Genomic DNA, 19,945 nt, shown 5'->3' on the forward strand with positions numbered 1-19,945 from the left:
CCAGGAACACGGGCTTGGCTCAGCAGCGAAGCCACCTGTGTGAAGCACTGCGACCGCTTCTCCAGACAGTCCCCCTCATACGGACCGGGAAGCCACCCGTCCCAGTGCCCGAAGTCACCCGGGATCCACAGTGCCGCCAATTCTGCGAGGCCCACCACAGTAGTTATACCCGCGAGCACCATCGCGCTCGGCAATCTGCCAGGCCGCTGCCAGCCAGAAAGCGCAGCGGAAATTGAACGCGCGGTCACGGCTAATACGCCAACACCCCGTAAATCCCCTTCAGCGCAACGATTTTCATCGCCGTAGCCAACACGCCCCTCGATCGTCTGAATTGCGGAAGCGTGCGGGCAGACGTTGAGCTGGCGATCGCCGACCCGTGAGAAACGGTGACGGACCACCTCGCGGAGGACACCTCGATGGGGACGGTTCCGTGCCGTTGGCGGATGCAGCAGCTGTGCGGGAGCAAGTGATGGATCCCCCTTGATTGAGGATCTTGCCGGCCGTCAGCGCGCCGATGCCGGTCAAGTGGATCAAGGGGGTAGTCGATGCGATGACGACAGCCTGAATTCGTTGGTGGCCTTGGCTATCCGACGATCAAGTTGGTGAACCTCGGCGTGGAGATCGACCGCGGGATCCGCAGCGTTTTGCCGGCGGCGTCGCAACGCCGCATCGGCGCAGGAGCTCCCCGGCCTGGCCAGCGGCCAGCGGCCAGCGCGTATTTAGCGTCGCCGGCTAGCAGGTGAGCCACTATCGCGTGCAGTCGGTTAATGGTTTGGGTCCAGCCCAGACGCCCGCCTCGCCGTCGGCGACCAGCGCGGTCTTTAGCACGTTCTTGGTCGACTGATTCAGCAGACCGTTTGGGCCGACCAGCCGTGAGTCTGGTGATACCCGCCACGACGCCCGGGCCACGACGGTGCTCACCGAGATCAGCCCAGTCCAGATCGACGTTCCGCGGCATCCCAGCAGCAGCTGTGAGCCACCGATGCCCAAGAAGCGTCGACGGCGCCTCACCGGGATCGACGAGATCGTAATATCGCTCACAGCAAAGCGATTAACGACTGACGGTTGGCTACACCGATGAAAAGTGCTGCACTGATGGGGCTTTGCGGGGTGTTAGCGTATCAACCATGCCTACTCCCCTACCCACAGCGCCTCCAGCATGGCAGCGACCCGGCAGAACGCCAAGCGCGATCGTTCTCCTGGCTCTGACTGTTGTCGTAGGCTGCGGGGAATTGGCGGCACTGTGGATCCCGGGCGACTTCGGTCACTGGGACGGATGGCTTCCTGGCCCGTATGAGGGGGACTGTCTGGAGAAGCGATCGCAGCGCTTCACACAGGTGGCTTCGCTGCTCGGCCATGCCGGTGTTCCTGGTTGGACCGGTTCGGCGTCCTCGGCATATTCCGACGTTGTGGAGCAATTAATCGTCGCGGCAAGCCAGTTCGCAAAGAACGACACCGGAATGGCAGCCCTCGTCAAAGAGCAGGCCGCGATGGTCGAAGAAGCGCAATTCGGAATTGCAATCTCGCAAGATGCTTTGATAGCCGCAATACCCGTGGTAATGGCCATGGAATGCAAGCCCACGATGTTACCGCTGGCGTTACTTGTTGCTATTGTGGTTGCCAACCTGGCGGTCATATCCGCTATTGGCCTTCTCATATATTGTCTAAATAATTCTACGGACGTCGCGGACTCGGCGGCTAAACTCAGCTACCAAGTTCCGGCGTGGTCACTTCCTATCATCGGAGTCGAGTCCGCGTCCCCTGCCGGCGCTCTGGCTGGTCCTTTCCGGACGGAGTCCGACGATGCTGCCGGCCATTCGGGCTCCGCTGCAGATAGGGACGTGACCACAACGGCGTCAATGCCCGGTCCGGCCCGCGCGGGGTGGACTGCGCTTGAGAGCTCAGGCATTGACGCGGGGCGGACCGGGGCGGTTAGCCCGGCGTACCGACAAGGACCGTCGGTGCAGTCGGCCAACCGCGCCAAGGCGGGGGCTTCGTTGCGCGACCGTTCCCAGGCACGCGGCCCGCGTGTGGCGTCGGTACGTGACGGGTCTTCTATTTCTGCGCACGTGACGGGGGCGGCCGGGACGTCGAGCGGCCAGCGTGCCCCCGTCGAAGCCGCGTTAGCGACGGCCGTGGGCAATGCCGATTCGCGCGCCGAGGATCCCACGCATTCAGGAACACAGACCTAACTAAGGCGAGGCAGCCACCATCGACCATGCGCAACGGAACTGGCCCGAGGCCAGCGGCGGCGTCATGGTGCGCAGCCACAAGCCGGGCGCCCAGCCGCGCCCTGAGCCCAGCACGCCGGCGGCTAGATCCGGCGGCGCTATTATGAGCGCGCCGTGACGCCGACGCGGTGCGCCCGCTCACCCAAAAACACTACAGTGCAGGAGAATTTGCAACACCAGACCCCGAAGGCCACCTGTGGCCCTTCGGCGTACCACGACGACGACTACGCCGCGCCGCCGCCGGCCTGACCCGCCCCCACTCACCCCTGAAGACGAGGCGGCTCCCCCATACGCGCCATCCGGGTCATGGCCAACCTACGGGCACCCGACATCATCGCGGCCACACACTTCTGGCTCAGCGCGTGCCCAGCAGCCGGGCCACGCCGCGCACGACCGGGTGCGACCCCGTCCATCATGGGGCCGGACAGATCGGCAGGGTGGATCAACGCCACCGCCGACCGGGCGTCCAGGTCGTCCTGGCCGGCCCGGCCGACATGGGTGCCCGCGCTGTGGCGAGCAGCATCACCCGGCCGGCGTGCAGTTCGTCGAGCGATCGCGCCACCTCGTCGACCGATGCGCCGAAATGCGGCATGCGAACAGTCGCGAGGAACCCGAGCTGATCAGGTTGAGCCGCAACCACTTCGGGGAGGCAGTCGTTGAGCTCGCGGGCGACGTCGGGCCGGAAGGCGGTGCCCGGGGTAGGCACAGACAGGATCGCGGCGGCGACGTTTAGCTCGTCCATCGCCCGCCTCGGGGCTCCAGTCCGGCAGGGCGCGGCCACCGGCATCGTCAACCTTGGCCTTGTGCAGGACATCTCGGAAGAAGGGCGGGATCGCGTGATGGTGAGTGGCGATCCGCCAGGATGTCGCTCCTCTGGTCAGTCCGGAATGCCCGCGCCGGCGAGGGCGGGAACCACGTCCTCACGGTGGATCAGCGACGCCGCGCCGGTCTTGAACTGGGTGAGCTTGTCGATGATGGTCTGCCCCTCCGGCCGGTGACCCCATATGCTGATGCCCCGGTGGGTCGTCGGTTCCCAGGTTTTCTCGTCGACGACGATCGGATTCCAGCCCAATTCCCACTCAAATCCCGACGGGGTGACGGCGTAGAACGAGAGCTCCTTGTCGTTGGTGTGCTGGCCTACACCGAGCGCCATCCGGAAGCCGAGTTCCTTCACGCGCCGGTACGCGGCCGCCATGTCGTCGAGTTCGGCGACCTGGACGTTGACGTGCTGCACCCGGGTGCGAATCGGATTCAGCCGCAGGCGCTGGACGGCGGCGATCGCCACGGTGTGGTGGCGCTCGTTCACCCGCAGGAATCGAATCTTGAACTTGACCCCATTGATGGTCTCGTCGATGAAGTCGGACAGACGCGCGTCGAAGACGGTGTCGTAGTAGCCACGCGTCCGGTGCGGCTGAGTGGTCGTAACGGCGACGTGGCCCAGACCCGCGGCGCCGGTCACGAATCCGCCGGCGGTCGCGGTGTGCAGGGGCACGGTGGCGGTTCCCGGGCGCGTGAAGACCTCCTGGGCCAGGTTGTTGGGCCCCGGGAAGCGGGCCAGCCGTGCCACGCCGCGCAGCGCGGCCTGCTCGCCGGTGCCTTCGCTCACCGGCACGCCGTGGCCCTTGACACGGGCCAGGACGGTGTCGAACGCCTCGTCGTCGTCCACCGACCAGCCGAGCGCGGTGACGTCTTCGGCCGGGCCGCGCTGCAGGAGGAACCGGCATTCCTGGTCGTCGAGCCGGAAGCGGATGGCGTCCGAGGACCAGTCGTCGAGGTGCATGCCGATCGCGTCGCGGCCGAATCGCCGCCAGTCGCCGAACTTTTCGGTCTCGACGACGACATAGCCCAGGTGGACCCTGCCGAAAACCGAGGGCGTCATCGTTGCCCCGCGGCGAGGGCCGAGTCGGGGCTGAGGAAGTCGGCGATCAACTCGTTGAACAGCTCGGCGCGTTCCCACTGCATCCAGTGCCCGGTGTGCGAGGTCATGACCAGCTCCGCGTTGGGCAACAGATCGAACAGCATCGGCCCGCCGGCCGGCCGGTTGACCTTGTCGTCGCGGCCCCACAGGATGAGGGTCGGTGTCGGGAGGGCCCTGAGCCGGCGGTCGCGGGTGAGGTCCATTCGCCACAGGGCCCGCGGCCCCGACGGCCGGCGCAGCGGTGGGTCCGCGACCACCTCGGGGTCAATCGATGCGCGATAGCGCGCGTCGATCAGTTCGTCGGGCACGGCGGCTCCGTCGTAGACCAGATAGGTACGAATGAAGGCGGCGAGCTTCTCACGGCTCGGGCCATCGCCGCCGTAGTAGGACAGGAGGCTCCTCAGGCCCGCCGTGGGCAACCCTCGGGTGGTGCCGATCCCGCCGGGACCCATCAGGACCAGCTTGCCGACGCGGTGCGGGGTGTCCAAGGCCAGGCGCAGTGCCGCCGCGCCGCCGTAGGAGTTGCCGACGAGGTGGGCGTTGTCGATGCCGAGCTCGTCGATGAGACCGCGGACCATGTCCGCCAGATAACCGAACGGATCGTCGTGGTCAACGCCCTTGGCCGACCTGCCGTAGCCGGGCAGATCCGGCACGATCAGCCGAAAGCGCTCCGCCAGGGCATCGATGTTGCGCGAGTAATTCGACATCCCCGACGCACCGGGACCGCCGCCGTGCAGCATCACCACGGGCGTCCCACTTCCGGCCTCCGAGAGGAAGATTGGTTTTCCGGCGACGGTGACGGTGCGCTCGTCGCAGCGGGTGGCGGTCATGCGGTCACTCCTATCGGGGCGGCGGGAACGGGCGGCATCAGGCCGACGAGGCCGGCCGGAGGCGCGGGCAGCGGATCGCCGGCCGCAGCGGCCGCGAAGACGAACCGGTCCGGACGCAGCACGACCGCGGCGGCCTTCTTGCCGTGCAGCCAACGGGTGAGCATGCCGTCGTCGTCGCGGAGCGAGCCCGCGGACGCGGCGGCCCTGGTCACCGCCAGCGATCGGGCTCCCAGCCGCACCCATCGGTCGGCGCCCGCCGGAGCCGGTCCGAGATGCAGGACCATCCATCCCCCGCCGAGCGCGTCGTCCAGCCGCAGCGTGTGTCCGGCGGCATCGGTGACCGATGGCTGCGGCAGCTGCCAGCCGACCGCGGCGTGGGCGCGGGATGCGAAAAACCCCTGCGGGTAGCGCGCGTCGGGAAGCCAGATGAGATTCCGCCCGGCTTCGAGGACGCCCGGCAGGCGGGTGAGCGCGCGCAGCAGGTGGTTTCGCAACCACGCCAACGACTTCCGGCGTTCGGTGATTATCCGTCCGTTCAGCACCGCCCGGCGGGTGACCGAGGTGACGTGCGGTTTCCGCTCGGCCTGGTAGGAATCGAGCAACGAGTCGGGTGCCTTCCCCCACGATACGGCAGCGATCTTCCAGCACAGGTTCGCCACGTCGCGCACGCCAGCCGACATGCCTTGGCCGATCCAGGGCGGCATGGCGTGAGCGGCATCGCCCGCCAGGAAGACGCGGCCGACGCGCCACCGGTCGGCGACGCGCACGTGGTGGCTGTAGATGACCGCGCGCAGGATCTGCACGTGGTCCTCGGTGACGCCCTGGTCGCGCAGCACCTCCCAGATGGCCGCGTCGGTGACCAGTCTGGCCTCGTCCTCGCCCGCCCGGGCGGGGTACTCCCAGCGGTGATGGCCCAGCGGCGTGGGGCAGTCGACGGTCGGGCGGTCGGGGTTGCAATGGAAACGCAGCCGGTCGTGGCCATCCCATTCGCGAATCACTTTGGTGTCGATGACAACCCAGCGCTCGGCATAGGTGCGTCCGTCGTATCCGACCCCCAGCTGGCCGCGCGTGGGTGAGGATCCGCCGTCGGCGGCGATCACGTACGAGGCGCGCAGGCGCTTGAAGCTGTCGGTGCGCAGGTCCGCCAACATCAGGTCGACCCGGTCGTCGGCGTTGGTCACCCGCAGGCATTCGTGTCCGAGCAACACCTCGACGTGGGGAAAGCGCGCGACGCCCTCGCGCAGCACGTGGTCGACCGCCGGTTGATACAGGAACTGCTGAGGCGGATGCCCGCAGCCGCGGGGCGTCATGGTGGTCTCGATGAACGGGACGCCGTCGGCATCGACCCACGCCAACGGTCGGTCCGGCAGCATGTCCTGCTGCAGCCGGTCCGCCAGGCCCACGGACTGCCAGATGCGCATGACCTCCTCGTCGGTGGAGATGGCCCGCGCCCGCCCGTACACGTCGGGGTCGCGCTCGATGACGACGACCTTGAGGCCCAGCGCGCCAAGAAGATTGGCCGCGGTGGCACCCGTGGGACCGTAACCGATCACCGCCACGTCGTAAATCGAATCACCGCTCACTGCCGTCCCGCCTTCATGTCGGACTTGTTCTGTAGTGATCATTACGCTAATGTAGCGATCATTACAGAGTCAAGACCCCCAGCGAGGAGTCCGCGTTGACCGACACACCGAAGCGCCGACGCCGCGTCGACGGTGAGGCGTCCCGGGCCCGCATCCTGGATGCGGCCACCGAGATCGCCAGCGAGCGCGGGTACGAGGGAACGAGCATCGGGCTCGTCAGCGCCAAGTGCGGACTACCCGCCAGCTCGATCTACTGGCATTTCAAGGACAAGGACGACCTGATCGCCGCGGTGATCGAGCGCAGCTTCGCGCACTGGTTAGCGGCCTGGCAGCTCCCCGCGGAAGGCACCGGCCGCGAGCGCCTTTCGGTGGTGGCGATGCAGATCGCCAAGGCGTTGCTGGACTCCCCCGACTTCCTGCGGCTGGGGTTGATGCTCGCCCTGGAACGACGCCCCGTCGAGCCGCGGGCCCGCGCGATGTTCCTCGACGTCCGCGACCGCGCCTTCGAGACGCTGGTGCCCGCCATCCGCGACCTCACCCCCGGGTTGAACGACGCGCAGGTGCGTCGGCTGGCCACCTACGCGATCGCCGGCGCCGACGGCCTGTTCGTCGCCAAAGAGATCGGTGGCGACTCGGTCGACCTCCCCGCGCTCTTCGAGATGCACGCCACGGCGCTGTACGACACCGCCGTCCGCATGGCGGCCGCAGGGGACACGCGATGACATCCGGTGAGCGCTGGCCGGTGGCCATCATCGGGACCGGAAACATCGGCACCGACCTGATGATGAAGATCGCCGCCGACGACGGCCCGCTGAGGGTGGCTGCCATGGTGGGCATCGACCCCGGCTCGGACGGACTGGCTCGGGCGCGGCGGATGGGCGTGCCGACCACCGCGGACGGGGTGGCGGGCCTCCTCGCGATGCCGGAGTTCCCCGAAATCAGGCTGGCCTTCGACGCCACGTCCGCCACCGGGCACCGGACAAACTGGGCGGCCCTGCGCGACAGCGGGATTCGCATGCTCGACCTCACGCCCGCTTCGATCGGCCCGTTCTGCGTGCCCGTGGTCAATCTGGACGGCCACCTCGATGCGCCCAATCTCAACATGGTGACCTGCGGCGGGCAGGCAACGGTGCCGATCGTCGCGGCCGTCGGCAAGGCCGGGATCGTCTCCTACGCCGAGATCGTGTCGTCGATTTCCGCCAGGTCCGCGGGGCCGGGAACCCGTGCGAACATCGACGAATTCGTCGAAACCACGGCTTCAGCACTGCGGGTCGTCGGCGGCGCGCTGCGGGGCAAGGCCGTGATGATCCTCAATCCGGCCGACCCCCCGGTCGTCATGCGCAACACGGTGTACTGCCTCGTCGACGGTGATCCGGACCGGCACGCGATCGAGGAGGCCATCCATGAGATGGTCGGCCGGGTCGCCGCGTACGTCCCGGGCTACCGCCTCAAGCAGGACGTCCAGTTCGAAGCCTTCGGCTCCGACCAGCCGCTCTACCTGCCCGAGACCGGGAAGTTCATCGGCACCCGCGTCACGGCCCTGCTCGAAATCACCGGCGCCGGACACTACCTTCCCGCCTACGCCGGAAACCTCGACATCATGACTTCGGCCGCCAAGGCCACCGCCGAGCGAATCGCCACTCACGCCGCCCAAAGCACTGGGGCCGCAACATGACCCGGCGCGTCTACATCAGCGACGTCACCCTGCGCGACGGCATGCACGCGGTCCGTCACCAATACACCCTCGAGCAGGCCACCGCGATCGCCCGCGCCCTCGACGCCGCCGGCGTCGACTCGATCGAGGTCGCCCACGGCGACGGGCTGGCCGGTTCGAGCTGCGTGTATGGATTCGGCGCGCACACCGACCTGGAGTGGATCGAGGCGGTCGCCGGTGCGGTGCGCGGCGCCCGGGTCGCGACGCTCCTGCTGCCCGGCGTGGGCACCGTGCGCGACCTCCGGGACGCTCACCGGGCGGGTGCGACCGTCGTGCGCGTCGCGACGCACTGCACCGAGGCCGACATCGCCGCCCCCTACCTCACCGCGGCCCGTGACCTCGGAATGGAGGCCGTCGGCTTCCTCATGATGAGCCACCTCGCCACCCCGGCCGGGCTGGCGGGCCAAGCCGAACTGATGGAGGAATACGGGGCCACGTGCGTCTACGTCGTCGACTCCGGCGGCGCGATGACGATGCGCGACGTCGGGGACCGCGTTGATGCGCTACGGCAAAGCCTTCTGCCGACAACCGAAATCGGCATCCACGCCCATCACAACCTGTCGCTGGGCGTCGCGAACTCGATCACTGCCGTCGAGCACGGCGCACACCGGGTCGACGCCTCCCTCGCCGGCATGGGCGCCGGAGCGGGCAACGCGCCGCTGGAGGTGTTCATCGCCGCCGCCTCGCGCCTCGGCTGGGACCACGGCTGTGACCTGCACCGGCTGCAGGATGCGGCCGACGATCTCGTCCGCCCCCTTCAGGACCGGCCGGTACGGGTCGACCGGGAAACCCTGACCCTGGGGTACGCGGGCGTTTACTCGAGCTTCCTGCGGCACGCCGAGGCCGCCGCCGCGCGCTTCGACATCGATGCGCGCACGCTTCTGGAAGAGGCCGGCCGACGCGGGATGGTCGGCGGTCAGGAGGACATGCTCGTCGACATTGCCCTCGACCTCACCGCGGCACGCTGACTGCCGCGTTTCCTGGCCCACATCCGCGGTTGGATGCAACGATCAGTGCATGAACGGGGCGATGATGGGCTTCCTCGGCATGGTGTTCGGCGCGTCCGCGGTGGGTGTGGCCGGCGTGGCGAGGTCGGTCGTCGACACGATGCTGCCGCGAATGATGGACGGCGCCAACCACAAAAGTCAGATGAGCATCAATCTGCAGGCCCAGCGCCATGAGACCATTCAGCGGTGGCGGACCGGGCTGACGAGCGCGCGGGACGATTACCGCCGGTGGGCTGCCGGGCCGCGTGACGTCGACCCGCCGAACGTGGTCGGCGACGAGTGGTTCGAGGGCCTGCGACCACACCTGCCCACCACCGGCGAAGCCGCGGAGTATCGCTATGCCTGCGAGATCCATTGCGACAACCCGACCCTCATGCAGCTTTCGCTGGAGATCGGCCGGATCGAGCAGGAATGGACCGAGGAGGCGATGGGCGCCGGCCGGCGCAGCCGTCGCGGCTGAGCAGCACCCCGCCGAGCACCCAGCCCCACACTTTCGCCGAGCGTCGACTTGATGTCGACATTTGGCGCCCTCGGGCCCAACAACTCGACGTTGGGCACAATTGAAGGGTCCTAGCCGGTGACGGCCAGTACCACCTCGGCCAGTTCCGGTCGACAGACCACCAGGTCCGGCAACTTGGGGTCGGGCTGGTTGTAGGCCAACGGCGAACCGTCGATGCGGGAGGTGTGCAGGCCGGCGGCCCGCGCGACGGCCACGGGCGCGGCCGAGTCCCACTCGTACTGACCACCCGCGTGCACGTAGACGTCGGACAGGCCCTGGACGATCGAGGCCACCTTGGCCCCCGCGGAGCCCATCTCCACCAGCGTCCCGTCCAGCGCGTCGCGTACGGACAGCGCGATGGCGGGCGGGCGGGTCCGCGACACCACGATGCGCGGCTTGCCGGGCGCAGCGGGCGGGGCCGCCACCTGCGGCGTCGCCAGCGTCAGCCCTTGGGCGGGCAGAGCTACGGCGCCCGCGACGAGCTCGCCGGCCTGCCACAGCGCGACGTGCACGGCCCAGTCGTCACGCCCGGGCTCGGAGAACTCGCGCGTCCCGTCGAGCGGGTCGACGATCCACACCCGCTCAGATCGCAGTCGCACCGGATCGTCGGCGCCCTCCTCGGACAGCACCGCGTCGCCGGGCCGCTCGGCCGCGAGAGCCTGCATCAGGAAATCATGGGATCGCTTGTCGCCGGCCGCTTTCCGCTCACTTGCGTCGGCCTCGGCGAATTCGTCGCGCACCCCGAGCAGCAGGCGGCCCGCCTCGGTGGCCAACCGCGCGGCCAGTTCATCGTCGTCCATCAGCGACTCCACCCGTCGTCTCGACCCGAAATGTTGGTAGCCTTGACCAAGTTACTGTGCCATATCGGCGCCGCAACAGCTACCCCTGAACATGAAATCCCCGCCCAAACCTGTAAACCTGTTGGATGTGATCGGGGGCAACATTTTTTCGGCTGATCGGTTGCGGCGCCTTCCACGCGGCCGGGCGCTCGGGGTCGCTGCCGTCGCGGCGGTCGTGGTTGTCGGCGCGCTGGCCTATGCCGGCATTCGGTTGACGCACGGCGCAAGCACGCCGGCAACGACCTCCCAGGCGCCCCCGCCGCCGGAGAGCTTCGCCCTTCCGGGTTGCTACAACCTCTCGGCACCACCGGTCGAGCGTCCGCGGCGGCTCAGCATCCTGGGCTGCGCGAGCGTAGCCGTTGCGGTGCAAGACATGTCATGGAGCTCCTGGGGCCCCCAGGGCGCCGACGGCACGGGAACCGCCGTTTTCAAGATCTGCGATCCGAATTGCGCGGCGGGCTATCAATTGACCAATCCCGTCGTCGTGCACGCGTGGAACCCTCAGTCGCCGCGGGCCGACGCCATCTGCGAGGCCGGGCTGAAAATCTTTGCCGACGTGATCCTCGCCTTCCCCAAGGGCGCCCCCCCACCCACCGCGCAGAAGATGAACTCCCAATACAACGGGATGCCGGCCGTGCACTATGCGAATTACCAGGGCGGCAGCAACCGCGACGCCCAGTTCATCGGCTACACGTTCTGCAACTGATCGGCGGGTAGGCCTCCGCCTAGACCTCGATGACGACGGCGCCGCCCTGGCCCCCGCCCGCGCACATCGCCGCGACGCCGATGCCGCCGCCGCGCCGGGCCAGCTCGTAGGCGAGCGTGGTGACCATCCGCGCGCCGGAGGCGGCGATCGGGTGACCAAGGCTGCAGCCGCTGCCCGAGAAGTTGACCTTCTCCTCATCGATCCCGTACTCCCGGCACGCCGCGATCGGCACCGAGGCGAACGCCTCGTTGATTTCCCACAGCGCGACGTCCCCGACCGAAAGGCCGGCCCGGGACAGCACCTTGCCGATGACCTTGACCGCGCCCAGACCGCAGTCTCGCGGCGGGACGCCCGCGGCCGCCCAGGCTCTGACCGTGCCCATCACGCTGAGGTTCTCGGCGTCGGCGTATTCGCGGTCGACGAGCGCGACCGCCGCCGCGGCGTCGTTGGTGCCGCTGCTGTTGCCCGCCGTGATGGAGAAGCCCTCGATCTCGGGGTGCAGCACCTTGAGCCCGGCGAGTTTCTCCACGGTGGTGTCGCGGCGCGGATGCTCGTCGACCGAGAACTCGGTCACCGAGCCATCGAGCAGGGTGATCTTCAGCTGGAGGATCTCGTCGACCCGCAGCTTGATAGACACCGTTGATCGGCACATCCAAAGCCGGTGTTGGACGCGTCGCGCCCAGAGACGCCATTGTTATAGGCAGATACGGTCCGTCCCGCAAGGAGGGTGAAATGCTTACGCAGGCAAGCACACACGTCGCATCGTTGACCAACGGCGAGATCGTCGAAGAGTCCGATCTGGGCTCGATCCGACGCCTGACCGCCGACAACTTCCCGATCCTGAAGGGGTTGTCCATCAAGCGGCTGCTGATCAACCCGGGCGCCATACGGACTCCCCATTGGCACGCCAACGCGAACGAGTTGACCTACTGCGTGTCCGGTACGGCGTTGGTTTCCGTCCTCGATACCGGCAGCCGATTCGCATCCTTCGTCGTGCGCGGAGGCGACATGTTCCACATCGACTCGGGATCGCTGCACCACATCGAGAACATCGGCAGCGGGACAGCGGAATTCATCATCACCTTCCGCAACGAACGACCCGAGGACTTCGGGCTCGGTGCCGCCTTCGGGGCGATGACCGACGCGGTGCTCGGCAACACCTACGACCTGCCCGCTACCGACTTCGCGGCCATCCGCCGCAGCACCGCCGACCGCGCGCTGGCCGCCCGCAACGGTGACCCGGACGTGCCGGCCACGGCGTACTTCGAAAACCCGCACAAGTTTTCGGTCGACGCGATGACCCCACCGGTTAGCCTCGCCGTCGGCTCGGCCAGGACCGCGCGCCTGCAGTACTGGCCGGCGCTCAAAGACCTGTCGATGTACTCGCTGCGCATCCGCGAGGACGGCATGCGGGAGCCGCACTGGCACCCGATCACGGCCGAGATGGGGTACGTGAACCGTGGCGGGGCCCGGATGACCGTCATGGACCCGGACGGAACCCTGGACACGTGGTACCTGCAGCAGGGCGATGTGTACTTCATCCCCCGCGCCTACCCCCACCACATCGAGGTCTTCGACGCCCCCGAGATGCATTTCTGCATCTTCTTCGACCAGCCGACTCCCGGCGACATCGGATACCGCACTTCGGTCAGCGCCTACTCACGCCAGGTGCTCGCGGCGACGTTCGACACCCACGTCGACGACCTGCCCCAATTCCCGTTCACCAAGGCCGACCCGCTGATCGTCCAGCGCCGCAACCCCGTTGACGCGCACGCCGTCGGCGAGCGATAACCGCATCGGGTCCGGGTTTCGACTCGTTGGCCGGGCAGGACAGAATGGCATGATGACCACCGCGCCCCTCGCCCAACGTGACGCGACCCGGACCGCCGCATACCGCTTGGCGGCGATGCTGATGGGCGTCGGAACCGTCCATTTCCTGGCGCCTCGACCGTTCGACACCATCGTTCCGGCGGAGCTACCCGGAAGCGCCCGGTCCTACACCTACGCGTCCGGCGTCGCCGAGATCGCCGTCGGGGCGCTGCTGGTGCCGCGACGCACCCGGCGGCAGGCGGCGCTGGCGGCCGCGGTGCTGTTCGTGGGGGTCTTCCCCGCAAACTGCAACATGGTGCGGCTGTGGTGGGGCAGACCCTGGCCCATGCGCATCGCCGCGCTGGCCCGGCTGCCCCTGCAGATCCCGATGATCACCACCGCATTGAAGATCCGCCGCAACGGCTGACGGCCGTCTTTGTGCCCGCCCTTGCGCGACACGGGATGCCTCGCGGCCCGGCCGTCGAGTGTGCGCTGACGGCGTCCTCTGTGCGTCCAGGGTGCACATTTCACGAAATCTCCGACCTGGGTTCACGCTGAAATCCCCTGTTGCACAATCAAGTGCCTCGCCGCACACTCAACGGCCCAGCCGTTCACGACCGCCCGGGTTCGACGGATCCGCGACCGGTTTCAACGACCTGTCGCTACGAGGCGGGCGCCTGCCCGCGGCCGTGCACCGAGCGGCCGAGGTAAGCCATCAGTTGTGCGGTTTCCGTTGCGCCGGGCGGCACTGGCTGGGCGGGTCCGAAGCCGCCGGGCCTGCGCAACCCGCTTTCCGGCACGGAGCCCAACAGCCCTCGGCACAGGGCCAACAGATCGTCGGGCAGCTCGATCTGCCGACCCTGGGAGCGCTCGATATCCCAGGTATGCAACGCCAAATCCGAAACCGGATAGATCAGCGCCCGGCGCAGTGGCACCTCGCCCTCCGGCGACACGCGCAACGCGTCGAGATCGGCACCCGGCAGGGCCTCGCGCAACCGCGCGGCGAGTTCACGCAGCCGGCCCACCGGGTCGTCACAGTCGAAGTCGGCCGGCCGGGACGGGCCGGCCCAGATCTCCCCGTCCTCGACGAGCGTCACGATCTTCGCCGCGCTGCCGACCGTGTGGCCCACCAGATCACGCAGGGTCCAGCCCTCGAGGTTCGACGGCTCAGACCAGCGTTCCGGCGCAATCCGGTCGACGGCGTCGATCAGCATGTCGAACGCCTCGGCAGCCATCAGCCCGATCGACGCATCGTTCATGGCACTCAGCGTCCTTCCATTACGGTTGGATACTCCTCGGCGACAACGCCACTCGCCGAATCGGCGCGATGCAGCCAGACGAATTCGTGTTGTCCGGCCGCGCCCGCCAAAAAAGGCTTCACCAGCGTCGGGTAGGCCTTCAGCGCCTGCTTCCGTGGGATCACTTCGGGCCGTTCCAGCGCATACTCGTGCCCGTTCCACTCAAGCACGCACTTGCCGGCGGCCAGCACATTGTCGAGCCAGTCGACGTGGGGATACGCCGCCGCGAGCACGAACCCATCCCCGAGCGGGTACGCGCTGAGCGGCGTCACGTAACTCCGGCCGCTGCGTCGACCCACGTGATGCAACGCGCTGAGGTTGAAATACTGCATTCCCAGACGTGTTCCGGCGAGCCGCAGCAGATGGGGATTACCCCGCCGGGTCAGCTGACGCGTCCAGTCGCTGATCGACCTCACGTGCATCAGCATCCCCCAGCCGAGCAGCAGCAGATAAAGCACCGCGACCAGGCCGGCGAGCGTGGCGATGCCCGCCAGGAACATGCGCGAGGCGGTTTGACGCGTCATGGCACGGCCCCTTCGTGATGAAAGACTCGAAAGCCACTTTCGGTTGCCGCTACCCATCGGTCTAGGGGCAAAGGGCCTTGGTGCGGGGCCGGCGACAAGATGATTACATCGACCGAGCACGCGAACCAGTGGTCTCGAAAGAATCCGCCGATCGAAATACCCGGAGGTCGCCTTGGGCACGAGCGAGATTGCCGCACTGCTCGCGCTGGGAGCCGCTCTGATGATCGGGATCGGGGACGTCATCCAGCAACGATCCGCCCAGGAGGTCACCGACAAACCCGTCGGCACCGTCGCGTTGTTCCACCGGCTGCTGCGCGATCGCCAATGGTGGACCGGCAGCCTGGTGGCCGGCGCCGGGTTCGGACTGCAGGCCGCCGCCCTCGGGTTGGGTTCGGTCGTGCTCGTGCAGGCGCTGTTGGTGACCTCGCTGCTGTTCGCTCTGGTCATCAACGCCAGGGTGAACCGCCGCCGGATCACCCGCAGGCAAGCGATCTGGGCCGTGCTGCTTGCCGCCGCCGTCGCGGTCGTGGTGACCGTCGGTGATCCCCAGGCCGGCACCCCCCGCGGGTCATTCAAGACGTGGACCGTGGTCGCCTTGGTCATGGGTCCGGCCCTGCTCGCGTGTGTCATTGGCGCGCGCCTGTTTTCGGGTTCGGTCAGCGCGCTGTTGCTGGGATTGCTGGCCGGTTCGCTGTGGGGTTTGTTCTCGGTGTTGACCAAGGGCGTCGTCGACCAACTCGGCCGCGGCATCCCGGCATTGTTGCGCACGCCCGAGGTCTACGTGTGGGTGGCGCTGGCGATCGCCGCCACCGCCTGGGAACAATCGGCGTTCCGGGCCGGCCCGCTGACCGCGTCGCTGCCCGCCGTGACCGTCTCCGAGCCGATCGTCGGTTCGGTACTCGGTGTGACGGTGCTGGGCGAGATGCTGAACACCAACGACGCCGGAATGATCGCCCTGGCCCTCTCGGTCGCCGTCATGGTGGCGGCCACCGTGGCGCTGGCGCACAGCCAGGCCGCATCGAACCCACCCCCGAAATCGACCGCGCAACGGGACGATTCGGCCGTCGCCTGAGTCAGCTGCGCGAGCCGACGCGGTGGGTGGTGCCCTCGGGATCGACGTAGGCGAATTCCCGCAAGCCGTAGGGGGTGTCGCACGGCGGGACGAGGCGGCCCTCCAGGCCCTCCAGCGCCGCCCATTCGGCGTGCAGCGCATCGGCGTCACTGACGTAGAGGTACACGCTCGCGGCCGTCCGCAGCGGGTCGTGCTCGGTCCATTCGGTGAGATGCAGCGACACCCGCCCGCGATCGACGAACCCGTACCGCTCGGGCCCGTCGTAGCGGCGGGCATCGAACCCGAGGCGGCGGTAACGGTCCAGGGCCGAACCCAGGTCCCGGACCGGGACGATCGGCGAAACGGAGCCGAATTCGACGCCCGACATCACACCAGTTTGACAGCAAACCAGCTGTCTTCCGATTCGCCGCCCGCTGTTTACTTATTGGCTGTAGTTACTGGCACCGGTGCGGTTACGCTCTGGCGGCCGAGCGGGAGCCGGACCGCACAGCGCGAGGAGGGACATGTGAGCACATCGCAGAAGGAGGCCGACCATGGCCGGGCGCTACCCGTCCTCCACCTCTCCCAGTTGCTGCGCGCCCCGGTGGTGGCTCGCTCGGGTGAGGCCGTCGGCCGGGTCGACGACGTGATCGTGCGGCTCGGCGACAGCGACGACTATCCCGCCGTGACGGGCATCGTCGCCGGCATGGGCGGGCGACGGGTGTTCATCGGGAGCAAGTCCATCGACGAGTTCGCGGCGGACCGAATCGTACTGACCAAGAACAAGGTTGACCTCCGGGGCTTCGAGCGCCGCGACGGCGAGGTGCTGCTGAGCGCGGACGTGCTCGGGCATCGGTTGATCGACGTTGCCGCCGTGGAACTCGTGCGCGCCTACGACGTCGAGCTGGAAGACACGGGCGCCGGCTGGGTCGTCGCCCGACTCGACACCCGCCGCCCGCCCCGCTTGTTCGGGCTGATCAAGCACTCCGGCGGCCACGCCGCCCGCGACTGGAAGTCCTTCGAACCGCTCATCGGACACGCTCGGTCCGACGCCGTGCGCCGCCTGTCGGACCGCTTCGGTGAGTTCAAGGCGGCCGAGATCGCCGACCTGCTCGAGGAGGCCGACAAGGCCGAGGGCGGCGAGATCCTCGATCGGGTGCACAGCGACCCGGAGCTGGAGGCGGACGTCTTCGAGGAGCTGGACCCGGAGAAGGCGAGCCGGCTGCTCAACGACATGCCCGACGACGAGGTCGCCGCGCTGCTCGGCCGGATGCGCGCGGACGACGCCGCCGACGCCATCGCGGACCTGCGCCAATCGCGGCGCCGGCGCGTGCTCGACCTCATGCCCGGCCCGCAGCGCACCAAAGTCGTCACCCTCATGGGCTTCAACCCCGACAGCGCCGGTGGGCTGATGAACGTCGACTTCGTCGCGTGCGCGGCCACGACGACGGCGGGAGAGGCGCTCGCGCTGATCTCGGCCGCCCGCACCGTCCAACCCGAAGCGCTCATCAAGGTGCATGTCGTCGACGGGGACAGGCGCCTCGACGGCGTCGTCTCCGTCATCGCCCTGCTGCAGGCGGAGCCGGGCGAAACCCTTGCGGGACTGATGGATTCTGATCCGGTCCGGGTGAGCGCAGACGCCGATCTGACCGACATCGCGCTGCTGATGGCTGACTTCAACCTTTACTCCATCCCCGTCGTCGACGAACGGGATCGCGTCCTCGGGGTCGTCACCGTCGACGACGTGCTGGAGGCCACCATCCCGGAGGACTGGCGCCGCCGCGAGCCCGCACCACGCCCGATCCGTGACATAACTCAGCCCGAAAACGGCTCGGCGCCGGGAACCGACTTACCGTGACCTCCGGCGACGACACCATCCGTCTCGAGGCCGCCGACGCCGAGCCCCCGGGCCGGGCCGTCCCGCGGCCCAGCGCGGTGCTGGACACCGCGCATTTGGGTGACATCGAGGGGGCTTTCGGGCGCATCAGCGTCGGCGACACCGAACGCGCCCGCACATGGAAGACGCGGCTGCTGACCCTGCTGGCCATCGTCGGACCCGGCATCATCGTGATGGTCGGCGACAACGACGCGGGCGGGGTCGCGACCTACGCCCAGGCCGGCCAGAACTACGGCTACTCCCTGCTGTGGGTGTTGCTCTTGCTGGTGCCCGTCCTGATCGTCAACCAGGAGATGGTGGTCCGGCTGGGCGCGGTCACCGGCGTCGGCCACGCCCGGTTGATCAACGAGCGCTTCGGCCGCGGATGGGGCTGGTTCTCCGTCGGCGACCTGTTCCTGCTCAACTTCCTGACGATCGTCACGGAGTTCATCGGCATCAGCCTGGCCGCGGAATACATCGGCATCTCCAAGTATGTCGTGGTGCCGACGTCGGCGGTGGCGCTGATCGCGATCATGGCAAGCGGCAGCTTCCGGCGGTGGGAGCGGGCCATGTTCGTGTTCATCGCCGTCACCCTGCTGCAGATCCCGATGCTCTTGATGTCGCACCCACAGTGGGCGCAGGCGGCGAAGTCGTTTGTGATACCCAGCATCTCGGGCGGAATCTCCTCGGACGCGGTGCTGCTCATCATCGCCATCGTCGGGACCACCGTGGCACCGTGGCAGCTGTTCTTCCAGCAATCGAACGTTGTCGACAAGCGCATCACCCCCCGCTTCATGGCCTACGAACGCGCAGACACCGTCATCGGCGCCGTCGTGGTGGTGATCGGGGCCGCGGCGCTGGTGATGACGGGCGACTGGGCGGCGCGGTCGACCGGGACCGCGGGCGGCTTCTCCGACGCCGGTGCCGTCGCGCACCTGCTCGGGCAACACCGCGCGGCGCTCGGTTCGATCTTCGCCATCGTGCTGATGGACGCCTCGATCATCGGGGCGGCCGCGGTGACGCTGGCAACGAGTTACGCCTTCGGCGACGTTTTCGGTCTCAAGCACTCCCTGCACCGCGGGTTCGCCGATGCCAAGCAGTTCTATCTGTCCTACACGGCGATGGTCGCCTTGGCCGCGGCTATCGTCCTGATCCCGGGCGCCCCGCTCGGCCTGATCACGACCGCCGTGCAGGCCCTCGCCGGATTGCTGCTGCCGAGCGCCAGCGTCTTCCTGTTGTTGCTGTGCAACGACCGAGAAGTGTTGGGGCCATGGGTGAACCGGCCCTGGCTCAATTGGGTCGCGGGGCTCATCGTCGGCGTCTTGCTGCTGCTGTCGGGCATCCTGATGGCGACCACCCTGTTTCCCGGCCTCAACGTCGTCGCGGTCGCGTGTTACCTGACCCTTGCCCTAGTCGTACTCGCCGCCGCGGCGGCCCCGGCGCTGCGCTGGCTGAGCCGCCGCCAGGCCGCGGCACCAACGCCAGCACCTCCGGCGCGTCCCGTCGACCGCAATACGTGGCGGATGCCGCCCCTGGCGCTGCTCGAGCCGGTCACCTGGTCGCCCGGTACCCGGCTCGCGATGATCGCCCTGCGCAGCTACCTCGTGGTCGGCGCGCTGCTGTTGGTGGTCAAAGCGATCCAGCTCGGCCACTAGCGGCACGCGCCAGGATTGCCCGGTGGGCCGGTCCCAAAGCGACGGACTCTTGCCGCGCGGGCGATCGTCGGTGTTAGCTCTTGTCATGACAGCAACCCACGCCGTTGCGCGATCAAGGGAAGTGCACGCATGCTTCGCGCAGCGTTGACCGCCGCGGCAATCACCCTCGCGGTTGCGGGAGCGCACGTCGCCCATGCCGTGCCGTCCACCACGAATCCATCGCCCGCGCCGACGACGGGGTCGAACGTCTATTACCCGAACTGCAGGGCCGCCTGCAGTGCCGGTGTGGCGCCGATCTACAGGGGACAGCCGGGGTACCGGGAGGGCCTCAACCGCGACGGCGACGGCATCGCGTGCGAAGTGTGTCATTGAGAGATCGAAAATTGTTTACCACCAGTGGTTTCC

At 68.1% G+C, this 19,945-nt stretch carries 20 protein-coding genes and 2 pseudogenes; 13 read left to right on the top strand and 9 right to left on the bottom strand.

Translation table 11 applies throughout. The features are described from left to right. Nucleotides 1-862: 862 nt before the first annotated feature. Together SKC42_RS27705 and SKC42_RS09675 are read left to right on the top strand one after the other, a co-directional pair. Nucleotides 863-1,060: pseudogene (locus tag SKC42_RS27705) on the top strand (transposase); the annotation flags it as partial. A 172-nt stretch (nt 1,061-1,232) separates the two neighbouring features. Beyond that, nucleotides 1,233-2,192, top strand: a complete 960-nt coding sequence (locus SKC42_RS09675; RefSeq protein WP_330964097.1) for an EspA/EspE family type VII secretion system effector — start codon at nt 1,233-1,235, stop codon at nt 2,190-2,192. Nucleotides 2,193-2,673: 481 nt separating this feature from the next. On the opposite strand, the gene SKC42_RS09680 is transcribed toward SKC42_RS09675, so the two are convergent. From SKC42_RS09680 to SKC42_RS09695, 4 genes are all read right to left on the bottom strand, one after another. After that, nucleotides 2,674-2,973 carry a hypothetical protein gene (locus SKC42_RS09680; protein WP_330964098.1) on the bottom strand — a complete coding sequence of 100 codons (300 nt, stop codon included), beginning with the start codon at nt 2,971-2,973 and terminating at the stop codon, nt 2,674-2,676. A gap of 135 nt (nt 2,974-3,108) precedes the next feature. Then, entirely contained in the window at nt 3,109-4,110 is a 1,002-nt protein-coding gene (locus tag SKC42_RS09685) for a VOC family protein (protein WP_330964099.1), read from the bottom strand. Further along, a complete protein-coding gene (locus SKC42_RS09690; RefSeq protein ID WP_330964100.1) occupies nt 4,107-4,979 on the bottom strand; it encodes an alpha/beta fold hydrolase in 873 nt (290 codons plus the stop codon). Before SKC42_RS09690 ends, SKC42_RS09685 begins: the two co-directional genes overlap by 4 nt. Beyond that, nucleotides 4,976-6,604, bottom strand: coding sequence for a bifunctional 3-(3-hydroxy-phenyl)propionate/3-hydroxycinnamic acid hydroxylase (locus SKC42_RS09695; RefSeq protein ID WP_442932069.1), 1,629 nt, complete (start codon nt 6,602-6,604; stop codon nt 4,976-4,978). The genes SKC42_RS09690 and SKC42_RS09695 overlap by 4 nt, the downstream gene beginning before the upstream one ends. Nucleotides 6,605-6,657: 53 nt before the next feature. Between SKC42_RS09695 and SKC42_RS09700 the strand changes: the two genes are divergently transcribed. Genes SKC42_RS09700 through SKC42_RS09715 form a run of 4 tightly spaced genes read left to right on the top strand, consistent with a single transcriptional unit; the run spans nt 6,658 to nt 9,743 of the window. Next, on the top strand, nt 6,658-7,284 hold the full coding sequence (locus tag SKC42_RS09700; protein ID WP_330964102.1) for a TetR/AcrR family transcriptional regulator: 627 nt from the start codon (nt 6,658-6,660) through the stop codon (nt 7,282-7,284). Beyond that, nucleotides 7,281-8,237 (top strand): acetaldehyde dehydrogenase (acetylating), encoded by a 957-nt coding sequence (locus SKC42_RS09705; protein ID WP_330964103.1) that lies wholly within the window; start codon nt 7,281-7,283, stop codon nt 8,235-8,237. Before SKC42_RS09700 ends, SKC42_RS09705 begins: the two co-directional genes overlap by 4 nt. Next, complete coding sequence (gene dmpG, locus SKC42_RS09710; RefSeq protein ID WP_330964104.1) at nt 8,234-9,244, top strand: 4-hydroxy-2-oxovalerate aldolase; 1,011 nt, start codon at nt 8,234-8,236, stop codon at nt 9,242-9,244. The genes SKC42_RS09705 and dmpG overlap by 4 nt, the downstream gene beginning before the upstream one ends. Nucleotides 9,245-9,293: 49 nt before the next feature. Continuing rightward, nucleotides 9,294-9,743 (top strand): hypothetical protein, encoded by a 450-nt coding sequence (locus SKC42_RS09715; protein ID WP_330964105.1) that lies wholly within the window; start codon nt 9,294-9,296, stop codon nt 9,741-9,743. A gap of 110 nt (nt 9,744-9,853) precedes the next feature. On the opposite strand, the gene SKC42_RS09720 is transcribed toward SKC42_RS09715, so the two are convergent. Beyond that, on the bottom strand, nt 9,854-10,582 hold the full coding sequence (locus SKC42_RS09720) for a 3'(2'),5'-bisphosphate nucleotidase CysQ (RefSeq protein ID WP_330964106.1): 729 nt from the start codon (nt 10,580-10,582) through the stop codon (nt 9,854-9,856). Nucleotides 10,583-10,742: 160 nt separating this feature from the next. On the opposite strand from SKC42_RS09720, the gene SKC42_RS09725 reads away from it, so the two are divergent. Then, nucleotides 10,743-11,327, top strand: a complete 585-nt coding sequence (locus SKC42_RS09725) for a hypothetical protein (RefSeq protein WP_442932070.1) — start codon at nt 10,743-10,745, stop codon at nt 11,325-11,327. Nucleotides 11,328-11,346: 19 nt separating this feature from the next. Here SKC42_RS09725 and SKC42_RS09730 read toward each other — a convergent pair. Continuing rightward, nucleotides 11,347-11,949: pseudogene (locus SKC42_RS09730) on the bottom strand (acetyl-CoA C-acyltransferase); the annotation flags it as partial. Nucleotides 11,950-12,059: 110 nt separating this feature from the next. Here SKC42_RS09730 and SKC42_RS09735 point away from each other — a divergent pair. Then, a complete protein-coding gene (locus SKC42_RS09735) occupies nt 12,060-13,118 on the top strand; it encodes a cupin domain-containing protein (RefSeq protein WP_330964108.1) in 1,059 nt (352 codons plus the stop codon). A gap of 52 nt (nt 13,119-13,170) precedes the next feature. Next, complete coding sequence (locus SKC42_RS09740) at nt 13,171-13,563, top strand: DoxX family protein (RefSeq protein WP_330964109.1); 393 nt, start codon at nt 13,171-13,173, stop codon at nt 13,561-13,563. 235 nt (nt 13,564-13,798) lie between these two features. Here SKC42_RS09740 and SKC42_RS09745 read toward each other — a convergent pair whose 3' ends face one another. Beyond that, entirely contained in the window at nt 13,799-14,395 is a 597-nt protein-coding gene (locus tag SKC42_RS09745; protein WP_330964110.1) for a TIGR03086 family metal-binding protein, read from the bottom strand. Between the two features lie 5 nt (nt 14,396-14,400). Continuing rightward, nucleotides 14,401-14,958, bottom strand: a complete 558-nt coding sequence (locus SKC42_RS09750) for a hypothetical protein (protein ID WP_330964111.1) — start codon at nt 14,956-14,958, stop codon at nt 14,401-14,403. Between the two features lie 172 nt (nt 14,959-15,130). Between SKC42_RS09750 and SKC42_RS09755 the strand changes: the two genes are divergently transcribed. Then, a complete protein-coding gene (locus tag SKC42_RS09755; RefSeq protein WP_330964112.1) occupies nt 15,131-16,030 on the top strand; it encodes a DMT family transporter in 900 nt (299 codons plus the stop codon). A 1-nt stretch (nt 16,031) separates the two neighbouring features. On the opposite strand, the gene SKC42_RS09760 is transcribed toward SKC42_RS09755, so the two are convergent. After that, nucleotides 16,032-16,397: a bleomycin resistance protein gene (locus SKC42_RS09760; RefSeq protein WP_330964113.1), complete on the bottom strand. Its 366-nt coding sequence runs from the start codon at nt 16,395-16,397 to the stop codon at nt 16,032-16,034. Between the two features lie 138 nt (nt 16,398-16,535). Here SKC42_RS09760 and SKC42_RS09765 point away from each other — a divergent pair, with 138 nt between their 5' ends. From SKC42_RS09765 to SKC42_RS09775, 3 genes are all read left to right on the top strand, one after another. Beyond that, nucleotides 16,536-17,867 carry a magnesium transporter MgtE N-terminal domain-containing protein gene (locus tag SKC42_RS09765; protein ID WP_330964114.1) on the top strand — a complete coding sequence of 444 codons (1,332 nt, stop codon included), beginning with the start codon at nt 16,536-16,538 and terminating at the stop codon, nt 17,865-17,867. Next, nucleotides 17,864-19,540 carry an NRAMP family divalent metal transporter gene (locus tag SKC42_RS09770; RefSeq protein WP_442932071.1) on the top strand — a complete coding sequence of 559 codons (1,677 nt, stop codon included), beginning with the start codon at nt 17,864-17,866 and terminating at the stop codon, nt 19,538-19,540. The genes SKC42_RS09765 and SKC42_RS09770 overlap by 4 nt, the downstream gene beginning before the upstream one ends. A 129-nt stretch (nt 19,541-19,669) precedes the next feature. Next, the gene (locus SKC42_RS09775) at nt 19,670-19,912 is read left to right on the top strand and encodes an excalibur calcium-binding domain-containing protein (RefSeq protein WP_330964115.1); all 243 of its coding nucleotides are present in this window, start codon (nt 19,670-19,672) and stop codon (nt 19,910-19,912) included. The last annotated feature ends 33 nt before the right edge of the window (nt 19,913-19,945 follow it).

The organism is Mycobacterium sp. 050134 (assembly GCF_036409085.1).
Classification (GTDB): Bacteria; Actinomycetota; Actinomycetes; order Mycobacteriales; family Mycobacteriaceae; genus Mycobacterium.